General features: G+C 73.6%; 27 protein-coding genes. 19 read left to right on the top strand and 8 right to left on the bottom strand.

The genetic code is table 11. From position 1 onward, the window contains the following. Positions 1 to 5 precede the first annotated feature (5 nt). The 4 genes from alr to NPS70_RS18850 all read left to right on the top strand — a co-directional run bounded on the left by alr (position 6) and on the right by NPS70_RS18850 (position 3,461). A complete protein-coding gene (gene alr, locus NPS70_RS18835; RefSeq protein ID WP_256525467.1) occupies positions 6 to 1,277 on the top strand; it encodes an alanine racemase in 1,272 nt (423 codons plus the stop codon). A 10-nt stretch (positions 1,278 to 1,287) separates the two neighbouring features. Beyond that, positions 1,288 to 2,502, top strand: coding sequence for an alpha/beta hydrolase (locus NPS70_RS18840; protein ID WP_256525468.1), 1,215 nt, complete (start codon positions 1,288 to 1,290; stop codon positions 2,500 to 2,502). After that, positions 2,474 to 3,037: a tRNA (adenosine(37)-N6)-threonylcarbamoyltransferase complex ATPase subunit type 1 TsaE gene (gene tsaE / locus NPS70_RS18845; protein WP_256525469.1), complete on the top strand. Its 564-nt coding sequence runs from the start codon at positions 2,474 to 2,476 to the stop codon at positions 3,035 to 3,037. Before NPS70_RS18840 ends, tsaE begins: the two co-directional genes overlap by 29 nt. A gap of 205 nt (positions 3,038 to 3,242) precedes the next feature. Continuing rightward, positions 3,243 to 3,461 carry a hypothetical protein gene (locus tag NPS70_RS18850; protein WP_256525470.1) on the top strand — a complete coding sequence of 73 codons (219 nt, stop codon included), beginning with the start codon at positions 3,243 to 3,245 and terminating at the stop codon, positions 3,459 to 3,461. A 55-nt stretch (positions 3,462 to 3,516) separates the two neighbouring features. On the opposite strand, the gene NPS70_RS18855 is transcribed toward NPS70_RS18850, so the two are convergent. Then, complete coding sequence (locus tag NPS70_RS18855) at positions 3,517 to 4,074, bottom strand: hypothetical protein (protein WP_256525471.1); 558 nt, start codon at positions 4,072 to 4,074, stop codon at positions 3,517 to 3,519. Positions 4,075 to 4,180: 106 nt separating this feature from the next. Between NPS70_RS18855 and tsaB the strand changes: the two genes are divergently transcribed. From tsaB to NPS70_RS18885, 6 genes are all read left to right on the top strand, one after another. Next, positions 4,181 to 4,834 (top strand): tRNA (adenosine(37)-N6)-threonylcarbamoyltransferase complex dimerization subunit type 1 TsaB, encoded by a 654-nt coding sequence (tsaB, locus tag NPS70_RS18860; RefSeq protein WP_256525472.1) that lies wholly within the window; start codon positions 4,181 to 4,183, stop codon positions 4,832 to 4,834. After that, positions 4,831 to 5,319 carry a ribosomal protein S18-alanine N-acetyltransferase gene (rimI, locus tag NPS70_RS18865; RefSeq protein WP_256525473.1) on the top strand — a complete coding sequence of 163 codons (489 nt, stop codon included), beginning with the start codon at positions 4,831 to 4,833 and terminating at the stop codon, positions 5,317 to 5,319. Before tsaB ends, rimI begins: the two co-directional genes overlap by 4 nt. Continuing rightward, positions 5,312 to 6,406 (top strand): tRNA (adenosine(37)-N6)-threonylcarbamoyltransferase complex transferase subunit TsaD, encoded by a 1,095-nt coding sequence (tsaD, locus tag NPS70_RS18870; protein WP_256525474.1) that lies wholly within the window; start codon positions 5,312 to 5,314, stop codon positions 6,404 to 6,406. The genes rimI and tsaD overlap by 8 nt, the downstream gene beginning before the upstream one ends. Next, positions 6,403 to 6,672, top strand: a complete 270-nt coding sequence (locus tag NPS70_RS18875; RefSeq protein ID WP_256525475.1) for a hypothetical protein — start codon at positions 6,403 to 6,405, stop codon at positions 6,670 to 6,672. Before tsaD ends, NPS70_RS18875 begins: the two co-directional genes overlap by 4 nt. Positions 6,673 to 6,824: 152 nt before the next feature. After that, a complete protein-coding gene (locus NPS70_RS18880; protein WP_256525476.1) occupies positions 6,825 to 7,181 on the top strand; it encodes a YciI family protein in 357 nt (118 codons plus the stop codon). A 54-nt stretch (positions 7,182 to 7,235) separates the two neighbouring features. After that, the gene (locus NPS70_RS18885; RefSeq protein ID WP_256525477.1) at positions 7,236 to 8,531 is read left to right on the top strand and encodes a sigma-70 family RNA polymerase sigma factor; all 1,296 of its coding nucleotides are present in this window, start codon (positions 7,236 to 7,238) and stop codon (positions 8,529 to 8,531) included. A 19-nt stretch (positions 8,532 to 8,550) separates the two neighbouring features. Here the strand turns inward: NPS70_RS18885 and NPS70_RS18890 are convergent, their stop codons facing one another. Beyond that, positions 8,551 to 9,822, bottom strand: a complete 1,272-nt coding sequence (locus NPS70_RS18890) for an SAM-dependent methyltransferase (RefSeq protein WP_374212024.1) — start codon at positions 9,820 to 9,822, stop codon at positions 8,551 to 8,553. 25 nt (positions 9,823 to 9,847) lie between these two features. Here NPS70_RS18890 and NPS70_RS18895 point away from each other — a divergent pair, with 25 nt between their 5' ends. The 3 genes from NPS70_RS18895 to groL all read left to right on the top strand — a co-directional run bounded on the left by NPS70_RS18895 (position 9,848) and on the right by groL (position 13,095). Further along, complete coding sequence (locus NPS70_RS18895) at positions 9,848 to 10,762, top strand: polysaccharide deacetylase family protein (protein ID WP_256525478.1); 915 nt, start codon at positions 9,848 to 9,850, stop codon at positions 10,760 to 10,762. Positions 10,763 to 11,069: 307 nt separating this feature from the next. Further along, complete coding sequence (gene groES / locus NPS70_RS18900; protein ID WP_256525479.1) at positions 11,070 to 11,378, top strand: co-chaperone GroES; 309 nt, start codon at positions 11,070 to 11,072, stop codon at positions 11,376 to 11,378. Between the two features lie 94 nt (positions 11,379 to 11,472). Beyond that, complete coding sequence (groL, locus tag NPS70_RS18905) at positions 11,473 to 13,095, top strand: chaperonin GroEL (protein WP_256525480.1); 1,623 nt, start codon at positions 11,473 to 11,475, stop codon at positions 13,093 to 13,095. A 130-nt stretch (positions 13,096 to 13,225) separates the two neighbouring features. On the opposite strand, the gene NPS70_RS18910 is transcribed toward groL, so the two are convergent. From NPS70_RS18910 to NPS70_RS18920, 3 genes are all read right to left on the bottom strand, one after another. After that, on the bottom strand, positions 13,226 to 13,918 hold the full coding sequence (locus tag NPS70_RS18910) for an ester cyclase (protein WP_256525481.1): 693 nt from the start codon (positions 13,916 to 13,918) through the stop codon (positions 13,226 to 13,228). An 80-nt stretch (positions 13,919 to 13,998) separates the two neighbouring features. Next, positions 13,999 to 14,772 (bottom strand): SDR family oxidoreductase, encoded by a 774-nt coding sequence (locus NPS70_RS18915; RefSeq protein WP_256525482.1) that lies wholly within the window; start codon positions 14,770 to 14,772, stop codon positions 13,999 to 14,001. Positions 14,773 to 14,841: 69 nt separating this feature from the next. Beyond that, positions 14,842 to 15,567 carry an MOSC domain-containing protein gene (locus NPS70_RS18920; protein WP_256525483.1) on the bottom strand — a complete coding sequence of 242 codons (726 nt, stop codon included), beginning with the start codon at positions 15,565 to 15,567 and terminating at the stop codon, positions 14,842 to 14,844. Positions 15,568 to 15,646: 79 nt separating this feature from the next. Here NPS70_RS18920 and NPS70_RS18925 point away from each other — a divergent pair, with 79 nt between their 5' ends. Continuing rightward, entirely contained in the window at positions 15,647 to 16,537 is an 891-nt protein-coding gene (locus NPS70_RS18925; protein WP_256525484.1) for a LysR family transcriptional regulator, read from the top strand. Positions 16,538 to 16,646: 109 nt separating this feature from the next. Here NPS70_RS18925 and NPS70_RS18930 read toward each other — a convergent pair whose 3' ends face one another. After that, entirely contained in the window at positions 16,647 to 16,970 is a 324-nt protein-coding gene (locus NPS70_RS18930) for a WhiB family transcriptional regulator (protein ID WP_256525485.1), read from the bottom strand. A gap of 463 nt (positions 16,971 to 17,433) precedes the next feature. On the opposite strand from NPS70_RS18930, the gene NPS70_RS18935 reads away from it, so the two are divergent. The 4 genes from NPS70_RS18935 to NPS70_RS18950 all read left to right on the top strand — a co-directional run bounded on the left by NPS70_RS18935 (position 17,434) and on the right by NPS70_RS18950 (position 21,746). Beyond that, complete coding sequence (locus NPS70_RS18935) at positions 17,434 to 18,045, top strand: response regulator transcription factor (protein WP_003948568.1); 612 nt, start codon at positions 17,434 to 17,436, stop codon at positions 18,043 to 18,045. 210 nt (positions 18,046 to 18,255) lie between these two features. Then, positions 18,256 to 18,843: a sigma-70 family RNA polymerase sigma factor gene (locus NPS70_RS18940; protein ID WP_305886060.1), complete on the top strand. Its 588-nt coding sequence runs from the start codon at positions 18,256 to 18,258 to the stop codon at positions 18,841 to 18,843. A 126-nt stretch (positions 18,844 to 18,969) separates the two neighbouring features. Next, entirely contained in the window at positions 18,970 to 20,469 is a 1,500-nt protein-coding gene (guaB, locus tag NPS70_RS18945) for an IMP dehydrogenase (protein WP_256525487.1), read from the top strand. A gap of 152 nt (positions 20,470 to 20,621) precedes the next feature. Continuing rightward, positions 20,622 to 21,746: a GuaB3 family IMP dehydrogenase-related protein gene (locus tag NPS70_RS18950; RefSeq protein ID WP_256525488.1), complete on the top strand. Its 1,125-nt coding sequence runs from the start codon at positions 20,622 to 20,624 to the stop codon at positions 21,744 to 21,746. Positions 21,747 to 21,839: 93 nt separating this feature from the next. Here NPS70_RS18950 and NPS70_RS18955 read toward each other — a convergent pair whose 3' ends face one another. Continuing rightward, on the bottom strand, positions 21,840 to 22,349 hold the full coding sequence (locus tag NPS70_RS18955) for a hypothetical protein (protein WP_256525489.1): 510 nt from the start codon (positions 22,347 to 22,349) through the stop codon (positions 21,840 to 21,842). A gap of 125 nt (positions 22,350 to 22,474) precedes the next feature. Continuing rightward, positions 22,475 to 23,710: a nucleotide sugar dehydrogenase gene (locus NPS70_RS18960; protein ID WP_256525490.1), complete on the bottom strand. Its 1,236-nt coding sequence runs from the start codon at positions 23,708 to 23,710 to the stop codon at positions 22,475 to 22,477. A 228-nt stretch (positions 23,711 to 23,938) separates the two neighbouring features. Between NPS70_RS18960 and NPS70_RS18965 the strand changes: the two genes are divergently transcribed. After that, the gene (locus NPS70_RS18965) at positions 23,939 to 25,645 is read left to right on the top strand and encodes a glycerol-3-phosphate dehydrogenase/oxidase (RefSeq protein WP_256525491.1); all 1,707 of its coding nucleotides are present in this window, start codon (positions 23,939 to 23,941) and stop codon (positions 25,643 to 25,645) included. Positions 25,646 to 25,663: the final 18 nt, after the last annotated feature.

A 25,663-nucleotide genomic window follows, 5' to 3' on the forward strand; every position in this document is an offset into this window, starting at 1 on the left:
GCGGGATGAGCCAGACACCGCACAGCCCCGCACAGCCGCGAGCCCGGGCGGAGATCGATCTCGCCGCCCTGCGCGCCAACGTCCGCGCGCTGCGCGCCCGCGCCCCGCGCGCCGCGCTGATGGCCGTGGTCAAATCGGACGCGTACGGCCACGGCGCGGTGCCCTGTGCCCTGGCCGCGCAGTCCGCCGGTGCCACCTGGATCGGCACCGCCACCCCGCACGAGGCGCTGGCCCTGCGCGCCGCGGGCGTCGGCGGACGGATCCTGTGCTGGCTGTGGACCCCGGGCGACCCGTGGCGCGAGGGCATCGAGGCCGACCTGGACATGTCCGTGAGCGGGCTGTGGGCCCTGCGCGAGGTGGTGGACGCCGCCCGCGCGGTCGGCCGCCCCGCGCGCGTCCAGCTCAAGGCCGACACGGGCCTCGGCCGCAACGGCTGCCCGCCCGCCGACTGGCCCGCCCTGGTGGCCGCGGCGCGCGGCGCCGAGGAGGAGGGCCTGGTACGGGTCACCGGCCTGTGGTCCCACCTCGCCTGCGCCGACGAGCCGGGCCACCCCTCGACCGCTGCCCAGCTGCACGTCTTCCGGGACCTGCTGGACCACGCGGAGAAGGCCGGCATCGACCCCGAGGTGCGGCACCTCGCCAACTCGCCCGCCACGCTGACCCTCCCCGAGACGCACTTCGACCTGGTGCGCACGGGCATCGCCCTGTACGGCATCTCACCCGCGCCCGAACTCGGGACCTCCGAGGAGTTCGGACTGCGCCCGGTGATGACCCTGTCCGCCTCGGTGGCCCTGCTGAAGCACGTCCCGGCGGGCCACGGCGTGAGCTACGGGCACCACTACGTCACCCCGGGCGAGACGACCCTGGCCCTGGTGCCGCTCGGGTACGCGGACGGCATCCCGCGGCACGCCTCGGGGACCGGGCCGGTCCTGATCGGCGGAGAGCGCCACCGGGTCGCCGGGCGGGTGGCCATGGACCAGTTCGTCGTCGACCTGGGCGGCCGGACGGTTCCGGAGGGCAGCGAGGTGCTGCTCTTCGGCCCCGGCGACCGCGGTGAGCCGACGGCCGAGGACTGGGCCCGTGCCGCGGGGACGATCGCCTACGAGATCGTCACGCGCATCGGGACGCGGGTTCCGCGCGTCCATCTGAACGAGGGCGCGGACGGGGCCCCGGCCCCCGGCCCGTCCGGTGGGCCGCACCCGGGGCGGCGGCGCACGGACCACGGGGCCCCCGGCCCCCGGCGGCAGGAGCACGAGCACGGGCACGTCGACGAGTAGGAGGGGCACGGTGGGCGAGACCGGTACGGGGGAGGCCGTCGCGGCGGCGGCCGCGGGCCACTGGCGCAGAGCGGGCGTCGCCGGCGCGGCGATAGGGGTGATCGCGGCGGGAGCCGCCGCGGGCGTCGCCGTGGAGCGGCTCACCGTCGGGCGGGGCATGCGCCGGAAGGCGCGGCTGGCGCTGGACGCCGCCGGCCCCTACGGATCCCTGCGCGGGACCCCCGGCCGCGCCGTCGCCGACGACGGCACGGTGCTCTACTACGAGGTCGACGAGGTCGACCCGCAGGCCGCGGCCCCGCGACGGCGGCGCCTCTTCGGCCGCAAGGCCCCCGCCCCCGTCACCGTCGTCTTCAGCCACGGCTACTGCCTCGGCCAGGACTCCTGGCACTTCCAGCGGGCCGCCCTGCGCGGGCTGGTGCGCACCGTCTACTGGGACCAGCGCAGCCACGGCCGCTCGGCCCGCGGCGCCTCCCAGACCGGCCCCGGCGCGGTACCGGTCACCATCGACCAGCTGGGCAGGGACCTGAAGGCGGTCGTCGAGGCGGCCGCACCCGAGGGGCCCCTGGTACTCGTCGGGCACTCCATGGGCGGCATGACGATGATGGCGCTCGCCGCGCACTGCCCGGAGCTGGTCCGGGAACGGGTGGCCGCGGCCGCCTTCGTGGGCACCTCCGCGGGCCGCCTGGGCGAGGTGAACTACGGCCTGCCGGTGGCGGGCGTCAACGCGGTGCGGCGGGTGCTGCCCGGGGTGCTCAGGGCGCTCGGCTCGCAGGCGGAGCTGGTGGAGCGGGGCCGCCGGGCCACCGCCGACCTGTTCGCCGGGCTGGTCAAGCGGTACTCCTTCTCGTCCGGGGAGGTGGACCCGGCCGTCGCCCGCTTCGCCGAGCGGCTGATCGAGTCGACGCCGATCGACGTGGTGGCGGAGTTCTATCCGGCCTTCGCCGAGCACGACAAGAGCGAGGCCCTCGGAGTGTTCTCCGGGACGCCGGTCCTGGTGCTCTCGGGAGACGAGGACCTGGTGACGCCGAGCACGCACAGCGAGGCCATCGCCGACCGGCTGCCGCACGCGGAACTGGTGATCGTGCCCGACGGGGGGCATCTGGTGATGCTGGAGCACCCCGAGGCGGTCACCGACCGGATCGCGGACCTGCTGGTCCGGGCGGGTGCCGTGCCGGATGCGGCTAACGTTGGCACGTATGGAAGCACAGCACAGCCCGGAGGCTAGCCCGCAGGCGGGCGCCCAGGCCGAGACGGCCGCCGCCCGGTCCCGCCCCACGGCCGGGTCCCGGCTCACGGTCGAGTCCCCGGAGGGGATGCGGGACCTGGGGCGCCGCCTCGCCAAGCTGCTGCGCCCCGGCGACCTGGTGATGCTGACCGGGGAGCTGGGAGCCGGCAAGACCACGCTGACCCGCGGCCTGGGCGAGGGCCTGGGCGTGCGGGGAGCGGTGACCTCCCCCACCTTCGTGATCGCCCGGGTCCATCCGCCGCTCGGGGACGGCCCGGCCCTGGTCCACGTCGACGCCTACCGCCTTGGTGGCGGGCTGGACGAGATGGAGGACCTCGACCTGGACGTGTCGCTGCCGGAGTCCGTGGTGGTCGTCGAATGGGGGGACGGCAAGGTCGAGGACCTCTCCGAGGACCGCCTGCACGTGCTCATCCACCGCATGGCGGGCGAGACCGACGACGACCGGCGCGAGATCGCCCTGAACGGCTACGGCGAGCGCTGGCGCGCGGCGGGCCTGGAGTCCGCCGCGGTCTGACCCCGCCGCGCTCCGCGGGCGGGGCGGTCCGGGGGCCGCGGGAGTGGGCCGCCCTCCCCGCCGCCGGGGGCGCTCGGGGGCTTCCGTGTGTTCCGACAAGGTGTCGGAAAGATGTTGCGCGGTCCGCCCCGCGCATGGTGACATGGCCTCCAGAGCTGGTTAGGTATACCTCACCACGACCGCCCCGGAGTTCCAGGAGGCGTCCATGCCGGCATCGGAGCGCGCAGCGCAGTCCCGTCGCCCGTCGGCCCCGGCCGACGGCTCCCGCCCGGCCACCGTGCCGTCCATGCACGAGCTGCTGGCGTCCTGCGCCGCCGCCACGGCGGTCTCGACCCCGCCGGGGGCAGCCACCGGCCTCTCGACCCCGCCGCGGGGTGCCTCACCGGCCCGGGGCGAGCCCGGCACACGGCGCGACGCGGCCTGAGCGCCGAGCCGGCATCCCCGGTCCCGGCTCCGTGCCCGGCGCCGGAGAGCACGTCCTAGGGGACGACGACGACCGCCGAGTCGATCGCGGCGAACTTCCACATCGCGTCCCCGTCGGCACGGCTCATCCGCACCCCGCCGGTCCGCTTCTCCGGGTCGGGGCTGTCCATGGAGCCGTCCACCGCCGCGCTGAACCCGATGGTGACGCCCTCCACCGAGGTGAAGCGCACCACGTGCTCGATCGGCACGCCGTCGGAGCCCGCCACCCTGCCCGACCGCGAGGTCACCGCGTAGGTCCCCGGCTCCGGGCTCACCGTCGAGGGCATCACGCGGAAGGTCCGGGGCTCGCCGCTCTCGCCGACCAGCCACACCCTGCGGTCCGCCAGCGCGTACACCACCCGCTCGCCGGTGCCCGAGTCGTCGGGGACGGCCAGCGGGTCCTTCGCGGGAGGCTTCGGGGCACCGGACGCCTGCGCCGAGGGGGAGGCTCCGGGCGCCTGGGGGGCCGCGAGGACGTCGGGGGCGCTGGCGCGCGCCTGGAAGGCCAGGAACCCGACCGCGGCCAGCGCGGCCGCCGTGAGCCCGGCCACGAGTCCCGAGCTGCTCCGTGCCACCGTGCCCCACCTTTCGCAAGCGTTCCCCGTCGAACGTGACGGTAGCAGCCGCCGTCACGTTCGACGGGGCACCGTGCCCGCCCCGTGGGAGCCGTAGGCTGTTCGCGTGCTCTTGCTCGCCATGGATACCGCAACCCCCGCCGTCACCGCCGCCCTCCACGACGGCACCGGCATCGTCGCCGAGTCCACCCGAGTGGACGCCCGCCGCCACGGCGAGCTGCTGCTCCCGGCCGTCGACCGGGTGCTCGCCGAGGCCGGCACGGACCTCGGCTCCGTGACCGGGATCGTGGTCGGGGTCGGCCCGGGCCCCTACACCGGACTGCGCGTCGGGCTGGTGACCGCCGCGACCTTCGCCTCCGCGCTGGGCGTCCCCGTGCACGGTGTGTGCACCCTCGACGGGCTGGCCTACGCGGCCGGGCTCGACGAGCCCTTCACCGTGGCCACCGACGCCCGCCGCAAGGAGGTCTACTGGGCCCGCTACGCCGACTCCCGCACCCGGGTGACCGAGGCCGCCGTCGACCGGCCCGCCGAGATCGCGGAGCAGGTCGCCGGGGTACCCGCGGTGGGCGCGGGGGCCCTGCTCTACCCCGGGACCTTCCCCGACGCCCGCGCCCCCGAGCACGCGAGCGCGGCGGCACTCGCCTCGCTCGCCGCCGAGCGGCTCGCCTCCGGCGCCGGGTTCCTGGACCCGCACCCCCTCTACCTGCGCCGCCCCGACGCCCAGGTGCCCAGGAACTACAAGGTGGTCACACCGCAGTGAGCACCCCCGTCCTGCGCGAGATGCGCTGGTGGGACATCCCCCCGGTGCTGGAGCTGGAACGCGCGCTGTTCCCCGAGGACGCCTGGTCCGCGGGGATGTTCTGGTCCGAACTCGCCCACGCCCGGGGCCCGCGGGCCACCCGCCGCTACGTGGTGGCCGAGCTGGACGGCGCCCTCGTCGGCTACGCGGGCCTCGCCGCCGCCGGCGGCCTCGGCGACGTACAGACCATCGCCGTCGATCCCGGCAGCCAGGGCACCGGACTCGGCGCCCGGCTGCTCGGCGACCTGCTGCGCCACGCCACGGCCTTCGAGTGCGACGAGGTCTTCCTCGAGGTCCGCGTGGACAACACCCGTGCGCAGAAGCTCTACGAGCGCTTCGGCTTCGTGCCCGTGGGGTTCCGCCGCGGCTACTACCAGCCCGGCAACGTCGACGCCCTCGTCATGCGCCTCACCGTCCAAGGAACAGAGACTCACACCCATGGCTGACGAACCGCTCGTACTCGGCATCGAGACCTCCTGCGACGAGACGGGGGTCGGCATCGTCCGCGGCACCACCCTGCTCGCCGACGCCGTCGCCTCCAGCGTCGACACCCACGCCCGCTTCGGCGGCGTGGTCCCCGAGATCGCCTCCCGCGCGCACCTGGAGGCCATGGTGCCGACCATCGAGCGCGCGCTCGCGGAGGCCGGAGTCTCCGCCCGCGACCTCGACGGCATCGCGGTCACCGCCGGTCCCGGCCTCGCGGGCGCGCTGCTGGTCGGCGTCTCCGCGGCCAAGGCGTACGCCTACGCCCTGGGCAAGCCGCTCTACGGGGTCAACCACCTCGCCTCCCACATCTGCGTGGACCAGCTGGAGCACGGCCCGCTGCCGGAGCCCACGATGGCCCTGCTGGTGTCCGGCGGGCACTCCTCGCTGCTCCTCGCCCCGGACATCACCGCAGACGTCCGCCCCCTGGGCGCGACCATCGACGACGCCGCGGGGGAGGCCTTCGACAAGATCGCCCGCGTGCTGGACCTCGGCTTCCCCGGCGGCCCGGTGATCGACCGGCTGGCCAGGGAGGGCGACCCGGAGGCCATCGCCTTCCCGCGCGGGCTGAGCGGGGCCAGGGACCCGGCCTACGACTTCTCCTTCTCCGGCCTCAAGACCGCGGTCGCCCGCTGGATCGAGGCCAAGCGGGCCGCGGGGGAGGAGGTCCCGGTGCGCGACGTGGCGGCCTCCTTCCAGGAGGCCGTCGTGGACGTGCTCACCCGCAAGGCGGTGCGGGCCTGCCGCGACGAGGGCGTGGACCACCTGATGGTCGGCGGCGGCGTGGCCGCCAACTCGCGCCTGCGGGCGCTGGCCGAGGAGCGCTGCGAGCGGGCCGGAATCCGGCTGCGCGTGCCGCGCCCGAAGCTCTGCACCGACAACGGGGCGATGGTCGCGGCGCTGGGGGCCGAGATGGTCGCCCGCAACCGCCCCGCCTCCGGCTGGGAGCTGTCCGCGGACTCCTCGCTGCCGGTGACGGACCCCCACGTCCCCGGCGCCCACGACCACGACCATGTGCACGAGATCAGCAAGGAGAACCTGTACTCGTGACCGTCGTCGCCCTGATGTGGGAGGCCCGCGCCGCCGCGGGCCGCGGTGCCGAGCTGCTGGAGTGGGCCCGGGCGCAGGTGCTCGACCGCCGTCCGCTGCGCCGGGAGACCTTCCGCGCCGCCGGGGACCGGGTGCTGGTGGTCACCTGGTGGGAGGCGCCCGACGTGCACGCCGAGCTGCCCGAGCTGCCCGAACCCGCCGCGGACGCGGTCACCCGGCCGGTGCACCGCTGGCGCTTCGAGTCGGCCGGGCTCGACGCGGTCTGAGCGCGGCGGCCGGTCCCGGCCGCCGCCCCCCGGACCGTCCGGACCCTTCCCGGGAAAGTTTTCCGCGCCGGGCCGTCGATCCGGGCGACCGCCGTTCGACGCAGGGGTGAGAGGCGGGGAACGGCCCCGCCACCGCATCCGAGGAGTTCACCGTGCCGCGCTTTCTGACCATGGTCCGCATCGACGAGGCGTCGATGGAGGACGCCGAGTTCCCCGAGGACTTCGGCGACCGGATGGGCCGGCTGCTGGAGGAGATCACCAAGGCGGGGGTCATGCTCGACACCGCGGGGCTCCGGCCGAGTTCCGAGGCCACCCGGATCACCCGGTCGGGCGGCCGCCTGTCGTACACCGACGGGCCGTTCACCGAGACCCGGGAGGTCGTCGGCGGCTACTCGATCTGCCAGTGCAAGGACAAGGCCGAGGCCCTCGAATGGACCCGCCGGTTCATGGAGATTCACCCCGTCGAGTGGGAGTTCACCTGCGAGGTCCGGCAGATCGCCGAGGACTGATCGCCGGAGGACGACCGCCGTGCTTGCCCGCCCCTGCCCCGGCTGCTGTGATGGGTGGCCGTGACGGCACATCCCCAGGGGCGGGCGGCAGAGGCGGTCGAGGCCGCCTTCCGCATCGAGTACGCGCGGATCATCGCCGCGGTGGCACGTGTGGTGCGCGACGTCGGCATCGCCGAGGAACTCGCCCAGGACGCGCTCCTCGCCGCGCTGGAGCAGTGGCCCGGGTCGGGCGTCCCGGACCGCCCGGGCGCCTGGCTCACGGCCGTCGCCCGGAACCGGGCCGTCGACCTGGTCCGCCGCCGGGAGACCTACGCCCGCAAGCTGGCCGAGGTCGGCAGGGACCTGCGGGACGTGCCGCCGCCGGAGCCCGCCGAGCCCGACGCGATCGACGACGACCTGCTGCGGCTGATCTTCACCGCCTGCCACCCGGTGCTCTCCGCCGACGCCCGGATCGCGCTCACCCTGCGGCTGCTCGGCGGGCTGACGACCGGGGAGATCGCCCGGGCCTTCCTCACGGCCGAGTCCACGGTGGCGCAGCGCATCGTGCGGGCCAAGCGGGCGCTGGCCTCGGCGGACGTCCCCTTCGAGGTCCCGTCCGGAGAGGAGCGGATCGCGCGCCTCGGCTCCGTCCTGGAGGTCGTGTACCTGGTCTTCAACGAGGGGTACGCGGCGACCGCCGGTGACGACCTGCTGCGGCCCGCCCTGTGCGAGGAGGCCCTGCGCCTCGCCCGGGTGCTCCAGGGGCTGATGCCCGGTGAGCCCGAGGTCCACGGGCTCGCCGCGCTGCTGGAGTTCCAGGCGTCCCGCGTCCCGGCCCGGACCGGCCCCTCGGGCGAGCCCGTGCTGCTCGCGGACCAGGACCGGTCGCGGTGGAACCGGCTGCTGATGCACCGGGGCGCGGCCGCCCTGGAGCGCGCGGGCCCGGGGCCGCACGGCCGCTACGCGCTCCAGGCGGCCGTCGCCGCCTGCCATGCCAGGGCCGTCCGCTACGAGGAGACCGACTGGGCCACGATCGCCCTGCTCTACGGGTACCTGGCGAGCCTCGACCCGTCCCCCGTGGTGGAGCTCAACCGGGCCGTGGCCGTCTCCTACGCCGAGGGGCCGCAGGCGGCGCTGCACCTCGTGGACGCGCTGTCCGGCGAGCCCGCCCTGGGCGGCTACCACCTGCTCCCGAGCGTCCGGGGCGACCTGCTGGAGCGGATGGGGCGCACGGGCGAAGCACACGGGGAGTTCGCCCGCGCCGCCCGCCTCGCGCGCAACGCCCGCGAGCGGGCGCTGCTCGACACCCGCGCGGCACGCACGGCCCCCGGCGCGGCGGAGCCCGGGACCCGGGGGCCGGGGACGGGCTGAGACGGTCCGGGAGGACCGGCTACACCGGCCGTCCCACCAGCATGGACGGGGCGCCGGCCACCCGGGTCAGGAAGACGGTGGCCTCGCCCGTGCCCTGGGGGCGCACCTTCCGGCGCAGCTCCTCCGGTTCCACCGCGGAGCCGCGCTTCTTCACCGTCAGGCGGCCCACACCGCGCTCCCGCAGCAGCGCCCTGAGCCGCTTCACGTTGAACGGGAGCACATCGGTGATCTCGTAGGCGGTCGCGTAGGGCGTGCGGCGCAGTTCGTCGGAGGTGACGTAGGCGATCGTGGCGTCGATCAGCCCGCCGTCGAGCTCCTGCGCGGCCTCGGCGACGAGATGGGCGCGGATGACGGCGCCGTCCGGCTCGTAGAGGTAGCGGCCCGGCGGGCGGACCTCCGGGTCGGGCAGCCCGCGGCCGTGCAGCACGTGCCCCCCGGGCAGCAGGGTGGCCCGCACCGCCGACGGCCGGGTGCCGAACCAGAGCACCGCCTCCTTGACCTCCCCGCCGTCCGAGATCCACTCTGCCTCCGCTCCCTCGGGCACCGCCTCGTGGGGGATGCCGGGGGCGACCTTGAGCGCGGCGTGCGGGCGGCCGCGCGCCGCGCCGACCGCCCAGGACAGCGGCGGGGAGTAGGCCTCGGGGTCGAAGATCCGGCCGCGTCCGCCGCGCCGGGCCGGGTCCGCGAACACCGCGTCGAAGGGGGTGGTGTCGACGTCGGCGACGTCGGCGCAGCGCACCTCGATCAGCCCGGAGAGGCCCAGGACCTCGGCGTTGGCACGGGCGGTGGCGGCGGTCAGCGGGTCGCGGTCGACGGCCAGCACGGTGATGCCCGCCCGGGCGAGGGCGATCGCGTCGCCCCCGATCCCGCTGCACAGGTCGGCGACGCTGCGGACCCCGAGGTCGGCGAAGCGGCGCGCCCGGTGCTCGGCGACGCTGCGGCGGGTGGACTGCTCCACGCCGTTCGGGGTGAAGAACATCCGGCCCGCGTCGGCGGAGCCGAACTTGGCCGCCGCCCGCTGCCGCAGCCGCGCCTGACCCAGCGCCGCGGAGACGAGGGCGGCCGGGTGGTCGCGGCGCAGCCGGGTGGCGAGGGCCAGTTCCTCCGCGGGGTCGTGGTCGGCGAGCCGGGCCAGCAGGGCGCTGCCCTCGCCGGTGCGCAGGGCGGTGAGGGCGGCGAGCGGGTCGAGGTCGTTCACCGGGCCATTGTCGGCCAGGCGGGGGACGGTTCCGCCACCGCGGGCGGTGTCGCGGTGGTGCGGGGGGCCACCGCTGACAGGATGCGACGCCATGCAACTAGTACGACAAAAGGAAAAAATGAGGGGGTATCGGGCGCGTGCCGTGCTCGCCGCCCTCGTCGTCACCGCACTCGCCGCGTGCGCCGCGGAGGAGCCCTCCGGTCCCCGCGAAGGGGGTCCGCCCGCAGCGGCGGGGGCGGAGCGGAAGGCCGGGGAGGGCGCTTCCGGGGGTGCCTCGGGCGCGCTCGCGGCCTACGCGGAGAAGGTGCGCCGCACCCAGGCCGTCCGCGCGGCGGCGGCCAGGAAGTGGGGGCTGGAGCGCACTCCGCTGGCCGCCCCGCCCCCTCCCGCCGAGAAGCCCGAGATCACCACCCGCGAGGGCTTCGAGGTGGCCGGGGGCGACGGGCTGCCACCGGTCTTCACGACCGTCCCCACCAAGGAGAAGGTCGTCTTCCTGACGATCGACGACGGGGCCGAGAAGGACCCGGAACTGCTCCGGATGATGTCCGAGCTCAAGATCCCGTACAGCGCCTTCCTCAGCGACTACGTGATCAGCGACGACTACGGCTACTTCGAGAAGATGCGCGACTCCGGGGCCGCGCTGCACAACCACACCCTCAACCACCGCTACCTGCCGGGGCTCTCCCGAGCCCGGCAGGAGCGCGAGATCTGCGGCCAGCAGGACCGCATGGAGAAGCGCTTCGGCACCCGCCCGAGGCTCTTCCGCCCGCCCTACGGGAACTACAACGGCGACACCCTCAGGGTCGCGAAGTCCTGCGGGATCGAGGCCGTCCCGCTGTGGGCGGCCGAGGCGTTCCCGGACCGCATGGAGTGGCGCGAGTGGGACCGGGACCTCCATCCGGGTGACATCATCCTCACCCACTTCCGGGGCGAGGACGAGTGGAAGGGCTCCATGGCGGACATGATCCGCCGGGTCATGCGCACGGTCACGGAGAAGGGCTACGCCGTGGCCAGGCTGGAGGACTACGTCTGACCCCGCCGGTCCCCGGCCGGACCGGGGCCTGCGGCGGTACGCCGCGCGCCGGGAGAACGTGCCCCCGACCGGGTTCCGGTCGGGGGCACACGCGTCCCCGGCCGCCGGAAAGCGCGCGACGCCACCGCGTGGATTGGCACTCCGCTTGACCGAGTGCTAATCGCAGTCATAGTCTCGCTCCTGGCACTCACCACTGGAGAGTGCCAACACAGCGACGGGCAGGTCCGGCACCCGCGACGACGGATCCACCTGGTCGCCACCTCAGATCAGTTGACCCCGTGAGATCTCCGAAGGGGGAGGTCGGATCGTGACGACCACCAGCTCCAAGGTTGCCATCAAGCCGCTCGAGGACCGCATCGTGGTCCAGCCGCTCGACGCCGAGCAGACCACGGCCTCTGGCCTGGTCATTCCGGACACCGCCAAGGAGAAGCCCCAGGAGGGCGTCGTCCTGGCCGTCGGCCCGGGCCGCTTCGAGAACGGCGAGCGCCTTCCGCTCGACGTGACCGTCGGCGATGTCGTGCTCTACAGCAAGTACGGCGGCACCGAAGTGAAGTACAGCGGCGAGGAGTACCTCGTCCTCTCGGCCCGCGACGTGCTCGCGATCGTCGAGAAGTAATTCACCGATTTGCTTCGAGCCGCGCCCCTGGTCACCCCGCTGAAGCCGGGCGGCGAGGGGCGCGGTTCGTTTTCGAGAGGACTTGAGAAGCTCCATGGCGAAGATCCTGAAGTTCGACGAGGACGCCCGTCGCGCCCTTGAGCGCGGCGTCAACAAGCTCGCCGACACCGTCAAGGTGACCATCGGCCCCCGCGGCCGCAACGTCGTCATCGACAAGAAGTTCGGCGCGCCCACCATCACCAACGACGGTGTGACCATCGCCCGCGAGGTCGAGGTCGAGGACCCGTACGAGAACCTCGGCGCCCAGCTGGTGAAGGAGGTGGCGACCAAGACCAACGACATCGCGGGTGACGGTACGACCACCGCCACCGTGCTGGCCCAGGCGCTGGTGCGCGAGGGCCTGCGCAACGTCGCCGCCGGCGCCTCCCCGGCCGCCCTGAAGAAGGGCATCGACGCCGCCGTCAAGGCCGTCTCCGAGGACCTGCTGGCCACCGCCCGCCCGATCGACGACAAGGCCGACATCGCCGCCGTGGCCGCGCTCTCCGCGCAGGACCAGCAGGTCGGCGAGCTGATCGCCGAGGCGATGGACAAGGTCGGCAAGGACGGTGTCATCACCGTCGAGGAGTCCAACACCTTCGGTCTGGAGCTGGACTTCACCGAGGGCATGGCCTTCGACAAGGGCTACCTGTCGCCGTACATGGTCTCCGACCAGGAGCGTATGGAGGCCGTCCTCGACGACCCGTACATCCTGATCCACCAGGGCAAGATCTCCTCCATCCAGGACCTGCTGCCGCTGCTGGAGAAGGTCATCCAGGCCGGTGCCTCCAAGCCGCTGCTGATCATCGCCGAGGACGTCGAGGGCGAGGCCCTGTCGACCCTGGTCGTCAACAAGATCCGCGGCACCTTCAACGCCGTGGCCGTCAAGGCCCCCGGCTTCGGCGACCGCCGCAAGGCGATGCTCGGCGACATGGCCACCCTCACCGGTGCGACCGTCATCGCCGAGGAGGTCGGCCTCAAGCTCGACCAGGCCGGTCTGGACGTGCTCGGCACCGCCCGCCGCGTCACCGTCACCAAGGACGACACCACGATCGTCGACGGCGGCGGCAACTCGGCCGACGTGGCCGGCCGCGTCAACCAGATCAAGGCCGAGATCGAGGCCACGGACTCCGACTGGGACCGCGAGAAGCTCCAGGAGCGCCTCGCGAAGCTGGCCGGCGGCGTGTGCGTGATCAAGGTCGGCGCCGCCACCGAGGTGGAGCTGAAGGAGAAGAAGCACCGCCTGGAGGACGCCATCTCCGCGACCCGCGCCGCGGTCGAGGAGGGCATCGTCTCCGGTGGTGGCTCCGCGCTGGTCCACGCCGTCAAGGTGCTGGACGGCAACCTGGGCAAGGAGGGCGACGAGGCCACCGGTGTCGCCGTCGTCCGCCGTGCCGCCGTCGAGCCGCTGCGCTGGATCGCCGAGAACGCCGGCCTGGAGGGCTACGTCATCACCTCCAAGGTGGCCGAGCTGGAGGCCGGCAACGGCTTCAACGCCGCCACCGGCGAGTACGGCGACCTGGTCAAGGCCGGTGTCATCGACCCGGTCAAGGTGACCCGCTCCGCCCTGGAGAACGCCGCCTCCATCGCCTCCCTGCTGCTCACGACCGAGACCCTGGTCGTCGAGAAGCCGGCCGAGGAGGAGCCCGAGGCGGGCCACGGCCACGGCCACAGCCACTGACGCACACCGCGTGCGGCGCACCGCGCCGCCGCCGGACGGCGCCCGCCTGCCCGCACCCGCGGGCAGACGGGCGCCGTCCGTTCCCGGGGGCGCGGCGCCCCTGCGCGGGACCGTGGCCCGGCGGGGCCGGTCAGGCCGCGCCGAGCTGCTGCATCAGGCTCAGCCGGTCGAAGTGGAACCAGCCCTCCTTGATCTTTCCGCCATCGAAGCGGAAGAACGTCGTCCCGGTCATCGAGCACTGCTCGCCCGTCGCCGGGATCCCCTGGAAGTCGCCCTTGTGGCGGCCGGTCCACCGCCACATCACGGCCACCTCGTCGCCCTCGGCCACCTGCCGCTCGATGTCGAAGGTGAACTCGAAGGCCTCCCGCCACATGGTCAGGTCGCGGCGGACGACCTCCGCGCCGGTCTCGCTCTCCGGCTCGTTGGCGACGTCGTGGTCGACGTAGTCCGGTGCGAACACCTCGTCGATCGCCGACAGGTTCCCGCCCGCGGCGATCTCGTGGAAGAAGCGCCGGACCGTCGCGGCGTTGGACTGCTCCTCACGGACCACGTCGAGGTCGGTGAAGGACGGCATCCCCTCGCAGAGGGCCACCATCTCCCGGAACATCGCGTCGGTCTCGGGCAGCTGGGAGTTCTCCATCGCCTCCTGGTAGGAGTCGAACTCCACGATGTCCAGGTAGTGGTCCGCTTCCGAGCGGTCCCTGCCGATGACCGCGTGCGAGGCGGTCCGCTTGCCCTTCGTCTGCTCGACCCACCGGTCCATGAGGGCGTTCATGGAGTCGAAGTCGGCGGTCCGGTAGTCGATGATCTGCACGAACTTCATGGCGCCTCCCTGACGTCGGGATACCCGCCATTCTAGTGATGCAGGTCACATATCGGTGCTCCGGTCCCCGGTGCGGGCGCTCACTGCGGCCCGTACTTGCGGCCCGTCCGCGACGTCAGTCCGCCCAGCAGGCTCCGCGGGGTCAGCTTCACCACGCCCATCAGCGCCTTGTACCGCGGGTCGGGCACGGACAGCGACTTGCCCCGCGCGAGGTCCGCCAGCGCCTCGGCCACCAGCTTGTCGGCGTCCAGCCACATCCAGCCGGGGATGTTGTCCGTGCCCATCCCGGCGCGCTGGTGGAACTCGGTCCGCACGAACCCCGGGCACAGCGCCATCAGCCGCACCCCCGACCCGGCCATGTCCCGCGCCGCGCCCTGGGTGAACTGCACGACCCACGCCTTGGAGGCCCCGTAGGTGCCGCGCGGCACGAAGGCGGCCACCGAGGCGACGTTCACCACCCCGCCGCGGCCCCGCTCCCGCATGGCTCCCGCAGCCGCCGTCGTCAGCCGCAGCACGGCCTCGCAGTGCACCCTGAGCATGGTCAGCTCGTCGGCGACGGACACGTCGAGGAAGCGGCCCTTGTTCCCGAAGCCCGCGTTGTTGACCAGCAGGTCCACCGGATTCCGGCGGTCGCGCAGCCGCTCCTCCACGGCCGCGATCCCCGCCTCCGTGGCGAGGTCGGCGGTCAGCACCCGGGCCTCGATGCCGTGCCCGTCGTGCAGTTCCGTGGCGTGCTCCCGCAGGCGCGCGGTGTCACGGGCGACCAGCACCAGGTCGTGCCCGTCGGCCGCGAGCCGCCGTGCGAAGGCGGCGCCGATGCCCGCGGTCGCTCCCGTGATCAGTGCAGTCGTCATAGGCGGCACGTTAGTGCCCCCGGCGGCCGCGCAGGGCACCGGCCTCGGCGGCCGCCGGCCGCGCACCGCCTAGCCCTGTGCGCCCTCTCCGCCCCCGTCGCCGCCGGACGTGCCGTCCCCCGCCCCGCCGGCGCCGGTCCGGGCGGCGTACTCCCGGGCCGTGCGGAGCAGCCCGGGGTGGAGGGCGTCGCCCGCGGCGAGGAGCGCCGGCAGCAGGCGGCGCTCGGCGGTCTCGGCCCGGAAGGCCGTCGCCACGGTGATGCCGTGGGTCGGCCGGTGCACCACCTCCACCGGGTCCCCGACGCGGATCTCCCCCGGCTCGACCACCCGCAGATAGGCCCCGGGCTCGCCCTGCCGGGTGAAGCGCTTGACCCAGCCCCGCTCGCCCAGCCGGTCGGCGAAGACGCGGCAGGGGATCCGGCCGCAGGTCACCTCCAGGACGAGTTCGGCACCCACCCGCCACCGCTCGCCGACCAGCGCTCCGTTGACGTCCACGCCGAGGGTGGTCAGGTTCTCCCCGAAGATCCCGTTGCGCAGCGGGCGGCCCAGACGCTGCTCCCAGGCGTCGAGGTCCTCGCGGGCGAAGGCGTAGACCGCCTGGTGGGTTCCGCCGTGGTGGCGCAGGTCGCCGATCGCGTCCCCGGCCAGCCCGCTGCCGCCGGTGCCGCGTGGCCCGGGGTCCGCCACCGCGACCGGACCGTCGGTGGGCCGCTTGTCGATGCCGGTGGTCCCCGTGGCCGCGGTGGTGTACGGGACGGCCTCGGCCCGCCCGATGTTCACACTGAGGAGCTTCATGGCGGAGACGTTAGCCGAGCGTCTCAAAGCGAAGACCGCTCAACCTGGCGTCGCCCCAAGCACCACTTATGATGGTCGGATGATCGAAGCCCGCCATCTCCGCGTTCTGCGCGCCGTGGCCGCCACCGGCTCCTTCTCCGCCGCGGCCCGCGAACTCGGGTGCACCCAGCCCGCGGTGAGTCAGCAGATGAAGGCCCTGGAGTCGTCCGCCGGCACGCCGCTGCTGGTCCGCACCGGGCGCGAGATGCGCCTGACGCAGGCGGGCGAGGTGCTGGTGCGCCACGCGGCCGGGATCCTCGCCGGACTCACCGCCGCGGAGGAGGAGGTCGCCGCCATCGCCGGACTGCGCGCGGGCCGGGTGCGGCTGGTGTCCTTCCCCAGCGGCAGCTCCACCCTGGTGCCCACCGCGCTGGCGGCCCTGCGCGCCGCCCACCCCGGCACCCGGGTCTCCCTCGTGGACGCCGAACCGCCCCGGTCCGTCGAGATGCTGCGGGAGGGTGACTGCGACGTGGCCCTGGCCTTCCGGTACGGGGGCGCGGGGGCGGAGTGGGACGACCTCGCCGTCCGGCCGCTGCTGACCGACCGGCTGGTGGGGCTGGTGCCCGAGGGCCACCGGCTGGCCGGCGCGGGCACGGTGGCCATCGGGGACCTGGCCGAGGAGCCGTGGATCGCGGGGTGCCCGCGCTGCCGCAGGCAGCTCGTCGACGTCTGCGAGGACGCGGGCTTCGCCCCCCGGATCGACTTCGCTACGGACGACTACCCGGCCGTGATCGGCCTGGTCCGCGCCGGGCTCGGCGTGGCGGTGCTGCCGGAACTGGCCCTGGAGTCGGTGCGTCCGCAGGGGGTGCGGACGGTCGCCGTGGATCCGCCGGTCCGCCGGGAGATCGTGGCGCTCACCCTCCCGGACCTCTCCCAGGTGCCCGCCGTCGCCGCCACCCTGGACCACCTCGCCCTCGCCGCCGTGCGCTGAGCCCGGCCGGGTGCGCGCCAGCGTGGCGGGAGGCACCGAGCGCGCGCTGCGCCCGCCCGCACGGCGGGTGTGCAGGAACGTTTCTTCGATCGTGGGCGGCCTTCCGCCGTCAGCCGTGGCCCGAGCCGCCCGCGCTGGCCGCCGGTACCAGGCGGTGCCGTGCGCGGCCCATCAGCTCCTCGCGCTCGTCCTCGGTCAGCCCGCCCCACACTCCGTACGGTTCGCGGACCGCGAGGGCGTGCGCGGCGCACTGGGCCCGCACCGGGCAGCGCATGCAGACCTCCTTCGCCGAGTTCTCGCGCGCGCTCCGGGCTGCTCCGCGCTCGCCCTCGGGGTGGAAGAAGAGAGAGCTGTCGACTCCGCGGCACGCCGCGAGGAGCTGCCAGTCCCACAGATCGGCGTTGGGTCCGGGAAGGCGAGAGAAATCTGCCATAGCGCATGTCCCCTTGAAACCGTGCTGGGTGGAGGTCCTGGGTGGAACAGGACCGCTGGGAGCGGGCGGGGCCACGGGCCGGTGATTGCCCGGATCAGCGTCCCGCGCTGTGCCAACGACCGTACATCTCCTGTGTAAGTAGATGTAAATATGACTCATTGCGAATCTAGCCAAAGACACCAGCCAATGGGAAGAAAACCGTCTGAATGGGGCACTATCTCTCGCGGGACCCGAGGTGACCTGCGGAGCTTCCCTCCGTGGAGGCGTGATCACGCAGGGTGCCGAAGAGTCGGGTCCCGGCCGTAACTCTTTCGAGTGACCATCGTTGAGAGTGCAGAGGCGGTTGAAAGAAGAAGCTCTCGGGCACATGTCCGACAGCGTTCAACCGCACAGGTGAAGATACGTACCCAGCCTGGAGGCTCAAGGTGACGCGCATCAGCTGCGAGAGCCACGGAGGTCAGTCATGACGTCCGTCCTCGTCTGCGACGACTCCCCGCTTGCCCGAGAGGCGCTCCGCCGCGCGGTCGCGACCGTGCCCGGCGTCGAGCGCGTGACGACCGCGGCCAACGGCGAGGAAGTCCTCCGCCGCTGGGGTGCGGATCGCTCCGACCTCATCCTGATGGACGTGCGCATGCCCGGCCTGGGGGGTGTCGAAACCGTGCGCCGCCTGCTTTCGGCGGACCCCGGTGCCCGGATCATCATGCTCACCGTCGCCGAGGACCTCGACGGCGTGGCGCTCGCGGTCGCCGCGGGGGCGCGCGGCTATCTCCACAAGGACGCCTCGCGCGCCGAACTCCGCGCCACGGTCACCCAGGCGCTGGCCGACCCGACCTGGCGGCTCGCCCCCCGCCGCCTGCGCTCGGCCGAGATGGGAGCTGCCCCGACGCTGACCGCGCGCGAGATCCAGGTGCTGGAGGGGATGAGCCACGGCCGGTCCAACGCCGAGATCGGACGCGAGCTCTTCCTCTCCGAGGACACGGTCAAGACGCACGCCCGGCGGCTGTTCAAGAAGCTCGGCGCGTCGGACCGGGCGCACGCCGTCGCACTCGGATTCCGCTGGGGTCTGGTCCGCTGAGAGGGTCCCGCGGGGGGTGACGGATGCCCGAGGGCATCCGTTTCCCGCGCGATGCCGCATCCTTGAGGTGTGGAGTTCCTCGGGGACGATTCGGTCGAGCGGAAGGGGAGGGCGCAGGAGATGAGTTCCGGCGCGCCTGCTCATAACGCTTCGGTGCACAACATGGGACGTGCCGCCGCGGACGCGCCGCCGCCAAGGCACCATGGACCGATGCGTGACGACGAGGCGGCGGGCGCCCGGGGGGTCATCGGAGCGCTCGTCCAGAGTGCCGTCGACGGCGACGAGCAGGCCACGCACGACCTGCTCGCGCACGTCCACCCGCTGGCGCTGCGCTTCTGCCGGTCCCGGCTGAGCCGGCTCCCCGGTGACGCCCGTCACTTCGCCGACGACCTCGCGCAGGAGGTCTGCGTGGCGGTGCTGATGGCCCTGCCGCGCTACAAGGACACCGGTCGCCCCTTCGAGGCGTTCGTCTTCGCGATCGCCTCGCACAAGGTGGCCGACCTCCAGCGGGCGGCGATGCGCCACCCGGGGTCCACCGCCGTCCCCTCCGACGAGATGCCGGAGCGCCCCGACACCTCACTCGGCCCCGAGGAGCGTGCCCTGCTCAGCGACGATGCGGAGTGGGCGCGGCGGCTCCTGGCCAACCTCCCCGAGAACCAGCGCGAGCTGCTGGTGCTGCGCGTCGCCGTCGGTCTGACGGCCGAGGAGACCGGCCAGATGCTCGGGATGTCGCCCGGCGCCGTCCGGGTCGCCCAGCACCGTGCGCTCAGCCGTCTGAGGGCGCTCGCCGGGCAGTGAACCGTCCGCGGCGTCACCACGTACGAAGCTACGAAGCGGGTGATCGACGCTGATCGTGGAATGAGACCGCCGCGGAGCCCGTTAGCATGGACATCCGCACCGATCAAGGCCATTGGGGAAGGTGTCATGACCAACGTCGACGGAGTGCCCGAGAAATTCGCGACACTCGGGCTGACCTACGACGATGTGCTGCTGCTGCCGGGGGCCTCCGACATGGCCCCCGACCAGATCGACACCTCCTCGTATCTCTCGAAGAACGTGCGGGTGAACATCCCGCTGCTGTCCGCCGCCATGGACAAGGTGACCGAGGCCCGGATGGCCATCGCCATGGCACGCCAGGGCGGCGCCGGCGTGCTGCACCGCAACCTCTCCATCGCGGACCAGGCCAACCAGGTCGACCTGGTCAAGCGCTCCGAGTCCGGCATGGTCTCCGACCCGATCACCGTGCACCCGGACGCCACGCTCGCCGACGCCGACCGGCTCTGCGCCAAGTTCCGCATCAGCGGCGTGCCGGTCACCGACGCGGCGGGCAAGCTGCTCGGCATCGTCACCAACCGCGACATGGCCTTCGAGTCGGACCGCTCCCGCCAGGTGCGCGAGGTCATGACGCCGATGCCGCTCGTCACCGGCAGGGTGGGCATCTCCGGCGTGGACGCCATGGAGCTGCTGCGCCGCCACAAGATCGAGAAGCTTCCGCTGGTCGACGACGCGGGCGTGCTCAAGGGCCTGATCACGGTCAAGGACTTCGTCAAGGCGGAGAAGTACCCGAACGCCGCCAAGGACAAGGACGGGCGGCTGCTCGTCGGCGCCGCGGTCGGTGTCGCGGGCGACGCCTTCGAGCGCGCCCAGGCGCTGGTCGAGGCGGGTGTCGACTTCATCGTCGTGGACACCGCGCACGGCCACTCCAAGCTCGTCGGGGACATGATCGCCAAGATCAAGTCCAACGCCTCCGTGGACGTCGTCGGCGGCAACGTCGCCACCCGCGACGGCGCCCAGTCGCTCATCGACGCGGGTGCGGACGGCATCAAGGTCGGCGTCGGCCCCGGCTCCATCTGCACGACCCGCGTGGTCGCCGGCATCGGTGTCCCGCAGGTCACCGCGATCTACGAGGCGGCGCTGGCCGCCAAGGCGGCCGGGGTGCCGGTCATCGGCGACGGCGGCCTGCAGTACTCGGGCGACATCGCCAAGGCGCTGGTCGCGGGCGCGGACACGGTGATGCTCGGCTCGCTGCTCGCCGGCTGCGAGGAGTCCCCGGGCGAACTGCTGTTCATCAACGGCAAGCAGTTCAAGTCCTACCGGGGCATGGGCTCCCTCGGCGCCATGCAGACCCGCGGCGACCAGCGCTCCTTCTCCAAGGACCGCTACTTCCAGGAGGGCGTCGCCTCGGACGAGAAGCTGGTCCCTGAGGGCATCGAGGGCCAGGTGCCCTACCGCGGGCCGCTCTCCGCGGTGGTGCACCAGCTGGTCGGTGGCCTGCGCCAGTCGATGTTCTACGTGGGCGGCCGGACGGTCCCCGAGCTCCAGGACAACGGCCGCTTCGTCCGGATCACCTCGGCGGGCCTGAAGGAGAGCCACCCGCACGACATCCAGATGACGGTCGAGGCGCCGAACTACAGCAGGAAGTAGGCGCGGCGCGGGGCACCGGTCCCGCGTCCACCGCACGGCACCGCAGGGGCGGTCCCGGGAGCACGGACACCACGGGTGGCCGGGCGCCGGGGCCGCCCCGCGGCATGTCGGGGATACTGGTAGCGCCAGACGTAGAGGGAAAGGCCACACACGTGACTGAGATCGAGATCGGGCGCGGCAAGCGCGGCCGCCGGGCGTACGCGTTCGATGACATCGCCGTCGTGCCCAGTCGCCGCACGCGGGACCCGAAGGAGGTCTCGATCGCCTGGCAGATCGACGCCTACCGCTTCGACCTGCCGTTCCTGGCCGCCCCGATGGACTCGGTCGTCTCCCCCCGGACCGCGATCCGCATCGGCGAGATGGGCGGCCTGGGCGTGCTGAACCTCGAGGGCCTGTGGACCCGCTACGAGGACCCGCAGCCGCTGCTCGACGAGATCGCGGAGCTGGCCCCGGAGCAGGCCACCCGCCGCCTCCAGGAGATCTACGCCGCTCCGATCAAGGAGGAGCTGATCGGGCAGCGGATCAAGGAGGTGCGCGACGCCGGTGTCGTCACCGCCGCCGCGCTCTCGCCGCAGCGCACCGCGCAGTTCTCCAAGGCCGTGGTCGACGCCGGGGTGGACATCTTCGTCATCCGCGGCACCACGGTCTCCGCCGAGCACGTGTCGGGGGCGGCCGAGCCGCTCAACCTCAAGCAGTTCATCTACGAGCTGGACGTGCCGGTCATCGTCGGCGGCTGCGCCACCTACACGGCCGCGCTCCACCTGATGCGCACCGGCGCCGCGGGAGTCCTGGTCGGCTTCGGCGGCGGTGCCGCGCACACCACCCGCAACGTGCTGGGCATCCAGGTCCCGATGGCGACCGCCGTGGCGGACGTCGCGGCCGCCCGCCGCGACTACATGGACGAGTCCGGCGGCCGGTACGTCCACGTCATCGCCGACGGCGGTGTGGGCTGGTCGGGCGACCTGCCCAAGGCCGTGGCCTGCGGTGCGGACGCGGTGATGATCGGCTCCCCGCTGGCCCGCGCCACGGACGCCCCGGGCAGGGGCCGCCACTGGGGCATGGAGGCCGTCCATGAGGACGTGCCGCGCGGCAAGCTGGTCGACCTGGGCATCGTCGGCACCACGGAGGAGGTCCTGGCGGGCCCCTCGCACAGCCCCGACGGCTCCATGAACTTCTTCGGGGCGCTGCGCCGGGCGATGGCCACCACGGGGTACAGCGAACTCAAGGAGTTCCAGCGGGTCGAGGTGACCGTGGCGGACTCGCAGCACCGTCGCTGACGGAACGCCGAGGGCCGAACGCCGAGGGCCGGGCACCCCGCACGGGGTGCCCGGCCCTCGCGTCCGCGCCGCGTGCGCGGGCGCCGTGGTGCGTCAGGCGTGGGCCTTCCGGGCGCCGGCGAACGCGGTGAGGGCGCCGATCCCGAGGAAGACGTAGGTCATGGCCTCCGCGCTCTCGCTCCATACCGTCGTCAGCAGGTCGAACTCCAGGAAGAGATCCAGGAAGGGGACGTTCAGCTCCTTGCTGCCCACGACGGCGAGGCCGACCAGCTGCCCGAGGTAGACCGCACCGACGGCGAGCACCGCGGAGGCGATCGGGAGGACCGGGTTCCGGCCGCCCACCTTGGCCGAGGCGAAGCCGATCAGGAAGCCCACCGCGACGGCCGCGTAGCCGACCTCCCGCTCGATGGAGCCGGCGAGCGCGCCGTAGGCACCCGCCAGGACCAGCGCGGCGGCGAGGGCGACGAGCAGGCCGAGACCCAGGTTCTCCCGGGCCGGGGCCGGCGGCGGGGGCGGAGCGTACGGAGCGCCCTGCACACCCTGTGCGCCCTGCGCGTCCTGGGCGAACGGGTTCCCCGACGGCGGCGGTACGGGCTGGGTCATGTGGAAGTTCCCCCTGGAGGTATGACGTTCGTCGCACGGACGTGCGAGCGGCTCCGGACACTAGCAGCCCGCGCGGACGCCACGCCTCCCGGTTACCCGACCGTTGCGCGACCGCGCCCCCGCCCTCACAGCCGGTGCGCCGCGCCGACGGGCGTCGCACCCCGCGTGTCCAGCAGGAGCTGGGCCTTCACGGCCAGCCCTTGGAGGTCGTAGGTGCGGTGGTTCTGCAGCAGCACCGTCAGATCCGCGCGGGCCGCGGCCTCGTAGAGCGAGTCCGCCCGCGGGACGGGGACCTCCTGCACCCGCCAGTCGGGCACGTGCGGGTCGTGGTAGCTGACCTGGGCGCCCATGTCCCTCAGCCGGCAGGCGACCTCGGCTGCGGGGGAGCCCTGGAGGTCGGCCAGGTCGGGCTTGTACGTCACCCCCAGCAGCAGTACCCGCGCACCCCGGGCCGACTTGCCGTGCTCGTTGAGGAGGGTGGCGCAGCGCTGGATGACGTAGCGCGGCATCCGGCTGTTGATGTCGGCCGCCAGGCCCACCATCCGCAGTCCCCGCCCGGGCGCCGGGCCGGGGTCGAGGGGGGTGCCGTGGCCGCCGACGCCGGGTCCGGGGCGGAACGCCTGGAAGCCGAAGGGCTTGGTCTCGGCGCAGCGGATCACGTCCCAGACATCGATGCCGAGGTCGTGGCAGAGCACCGCCATCTCGTTGACCAGGGCGATGTTGACGTGCCGGAAGTTGGTCTCCAGCACCTTCACGGTCTCCGCCTCGCGCAGCCCGCGGGCGCGGACCACCTTGTCGGTGAGGCGCCCGTAGAACGCGGCCGCGGACTCCGTGCAGGCCGGTGTGAGTCCGCCGATCACCTTGGGGGCGGCGGCGTAGCCGCGGTCCCGGGTGCCCGGGTCGGTGCGGCTGGGGGAGTGCGCGAGGTGGAAGTCCCGTCCGGCGCGCAGCCCGGAGCCGTCCTCCAGGAGCGGTCGCAGTACTCCGTCCGTGGTGCCGGGAGGCACCGCGGACTCCAGGATGACGGTGGTGTGCGGGCGCAGCCGGGAGGCCAGGACCCGGGCGGCCTCGGTGAGGGCGGTGAGGTCGGGGGTGCCGTCCGGGCCCGGCGGGGTGGGGGAGCAGACGACGGCGGTGCGGACCCGGCCCAGCTCCGCCGGATCGTCCACGGTGCGGAAGCCCGCCGAGAGCATCCGGCGCACGTCGGCGGCGGTGACCCCGGCGGCGGGTTCGGGGTGGCCGCCCCCGGGGCGGTGCGGCCGGGGGTCGTAGCCGACGGTCCCCACCCCGGCGGCGACGGCGGCCTGGGCGAGGGGGAGACCGAGGTGGCCGAGACCGATGACGGCGAGATCTGCGGGCATGGCGTGGTCCGTCCTTCCCATAGCCGGAGGGGACTCCTTGCGCAATCCCTGTGGGCGAAACAGGGGGATGCAATGTCAGACTAGGCGTAAATATGACCGTTCTGTCGTATTGGGGGCGCGTGGCTAACGGGGTGTTATCCACAGGCGGTGGCTGAACCCGGCGAGCGGGGACAGAATCGACTGTGGGATGCCGAGCGCGGCAACCGACGGGGGCGACGGGAGGCAGCAGTGAGGACAGCGACACTGGGACCCGGCCAGCGTGCCGAGGCACTCGCCGCGATGGCCGAGCACGAACTGGACGTCCTGGTCGTGGGTGCGGGCGTGGTCGGCGCGGGCACGGCACTGGACGCGGCGACACGCGGTCTGTCGACCGCCCTCGTGGAGGCGCGCGACTGGGCCTCGGGCACGTCCAGCCGTTCGAGCAAGCTGATCCACGGGGGGCTGCGCTATCTGGAGATGCTGGACTTCGCCCTCGTCCGGGAGGCGCTGAAGGAGCGCGGGCTGCTGCTGGACCGCCTCGCCCCGCATCTCGTCAGGCCGGTGCCCTTCCTCTACCCGCTGCGCCACCGCGGCTGGGAACGCTGGTACGCGGGCTCGGGCGTGGCCCTCTACGACGCGATGTCGGTCTCCTCGGGCCGTGGCCGGGGCCTGCCCCTCCACCGCCACCTCTCGCGCCGCCGCGCGCTGCGGGCCGCGCCTGCGCTGCGCCGCGACGCCCTGGTCGGCGCCCTCCAGTACTACGACGCCCAGACGGACGACGCCCGTTTCGTCACCGCCCTCGTGCGCACCGCGGCCTCCTACGGCGCGCACGTCGCCAGCCGGGCGCGCGTGGTGGGCTTCCTGCGCGAGGGCGAGCGGGTCGTCGGCGCCCGGGTGGAGGACGTCGAGGGCGGCGGCACCTACGAGGTCCGCGCCCGCCAGGTCGTCAACGCGACGGGCGTGTGGACGGACGACACCCAGGCGCTCATCGGCGAGCGCGGGCAGTTCCATGTGCGGGCCTCCAAGGGCATCCACCTGGTCGTCCCCAAGGACCGCATCCACTCCACCTCCGGTCTGATCCTGCGCACCGAGACCTCCGTGCTCTTCGTCATCCCCTGGGGCCGTCACTGGATCGTGGGCACCACCGACACCGACTGGGATCTGGACAAGGCCCATCCGGCGGCGTCCAGCGCCGACATCGACTACCTGCTGGAGCAGGTCAACTCGGTGCTGGCGGTGCCCCTCACCCGCGACGACGTCCAGGGCGTCTACGCCGGGCTGCGCCCCCTGCTGGCCGGTGAGTCGGACGCCACGAGCAAGCTCTCGCGCGAGCACACCGTGGCCCATCCCGTCCCGGGCCTGGTCGTCGTGGCGGGGGGCAAGTACACGACCTACCGGGTGATGGCGAAGGACGCGGTGGACGCCGCCGTCCACGGCCTGGACCAGCGTGTCGCGGCCTGCGTCACCGAGGACACCCCGCTCATCGGGGCCGAGGGCTACCACGCCCTGTGGAACGCCCGGGCCCGGATCGCCGCCCGCACCGGCCTCCACGTCGTGCGGGTGGAGCATCTCCTGCACCGCTACGGCTCCCTGACGGAGGAACTGCTCGCCCTGGTCGCCGAGGACCCCTCCCTCGGGGAGCCGCTCACCGGGGCGGACGACTACCTCCGGGCGGAGGTCGTCTACGCCGCCTCGCACGAGGGCGCCCGCCATCTGGACGACGTGCTGACCCGGCGCACCCGCATCTCCATCGAGACCTTCGACCGCGGCACGCGCTGCGCGCGGGAGTGCGCGCTGCTGATGGCCCCGGTGCTCGGGTGGGGGCCGGAGCAGATCGACAAGGAGGTGGAGCACTACGAGAAGCGGGTCGAGGCCGAGCGGGAGTCGCAGCGCCAGCCCGACGACCTGACCGCCGACGCCGCACGGTTGGGGGCGCCGGACATCGTGCCGCTGTGAGTGCCTGCCGCGAGGTCC

This window comes from Streptomyces sp. C10-9-1 (genome assembly GCF_024497955.1).
Taxonomy (GTDB): Bacteria; Actinomycetota; Actinomycetes; order Streptomycetales; family Streptomycetaceae; genus Streptomyces; species Streptomyces sanyensis.

Bases quoted from the DNA above. Each gene is read 5' to 3' on its own strand.
- alr (WP_256525467.1), top strand. From the start codon at position 6: ATGAGCCAGACACCGCACAGCCCCGCACAGCCGCGAGCCCGGGCGGAG.
- tsaE (WP_256525469.1), top strand. From the start codon at position 2,474: ATGGAAGCACAGCACAGCCCGGAGGCTAGCCCGCAGGCGGGCGCCCAG.
- NPS70_RS18850 (WP_256525470.1), top strand. From the start codon at position 3,243: ATGCCGGCATCGGAGCGCGCAGCGCAGTCCCGTCGCCCGTCGGCCCCG.
- tsaD (WP_256525474.1), top strand. From the start codon at position 5,312: ATGGCTGACGAACCGCTCGTACTCGGCATCGAGACCTCCTGCGACGAG.
- NPS70_RS18890 (WP_374212024.1), bottom strand. From the start codon at position 9,822: ATGGCGTCGCATCCTGTCAGCGGTGGCCCCCCGCACCACCGCGACACC.
- NPS70_RS18895 (WP_256525478.1), top strand. From the start codon at position 9,848: ATGAGGGGGTATCGGGCGCGTGCCGTGCTCGCCGCCCTCGTCGTCACC.
- groL (WP_256525480.1), top strand. From the start codon at position 11,473: ATGGCGAAGATCCTGAAGTTCGACGAGGACGCCCGTCGCGCCCTTGAG.
- NPS70_RS18910 (WP_256525481.1), bottom strand. From the start codon at position 13,918: ATGAAGTTCGTGCAGATCATCGACTACCGGACCGCCGACTTCGACTCC.
- NPS70_RS18915 (WP_256525482.1), bottom strand. From the start codon at position 14,772: ATGACGACTGCACTGATCACGGGAGCGACCGCGGGCATCGGCGCCGCC.
- NPS70_RS18920 (WP_256525483.1), bottom strand. From the start codon at position 15,567: ATGAAGCTCCTCAGTGTGAACATCGGGCGGGCCGAGGCCGTCCCGTAC.
- NPS70_RS18925 (WP_256525484.1), top strand. From the start codon at position 15,647: ATGATCGAAGCCCGCCATCTCCGCGTTCTGCGCGCCGTGGCCGCCACC.
- NPS70_RS18930 (WP_256525485.1), bottom strand. From the start codon at position 16,970: ATGGCAGATTTCTCTCGCCTTCCCGGACCCAACGCCGATCTGTGGGAC.
- NPS70_RS18935 (WP_003948568.1), top strand. From the start codon at position 17,434: ATGACGTCCGTCCTCGTCTGCGACGACTCCCCGCTTGCCCGAGAGGCG.
- NPS70_RS18940 (WP_305886060.1), top strand. From the start codon at position 18,256: ATGCGTGACGACGAGGCGGCGGGCGCCCGGGGGGTCATCGGAGCGCTC.
- guaB (WP_256525487.1), top strand. From the start codon at position 18,970: ATGACCAACGTCGACGGAGTGCCCGAGAAATTCGCGACACTCGGGCTG.
- NPS70_RS18955 (WP_256525489.1), bottom strand. From the start codon at position 22,349: ATGACCCAGCCCGTACCGCCGCCGTCGGGGAACCCGTTCGCCCAGGAC.
- NPS70_RS18960 (WP_256525490.1), bottom strand. From the start codon at position 23,710: ATGCCCGCAGATCTCGCCGTCATCGGTCTCGGCCACCTCGGTCTCCCC.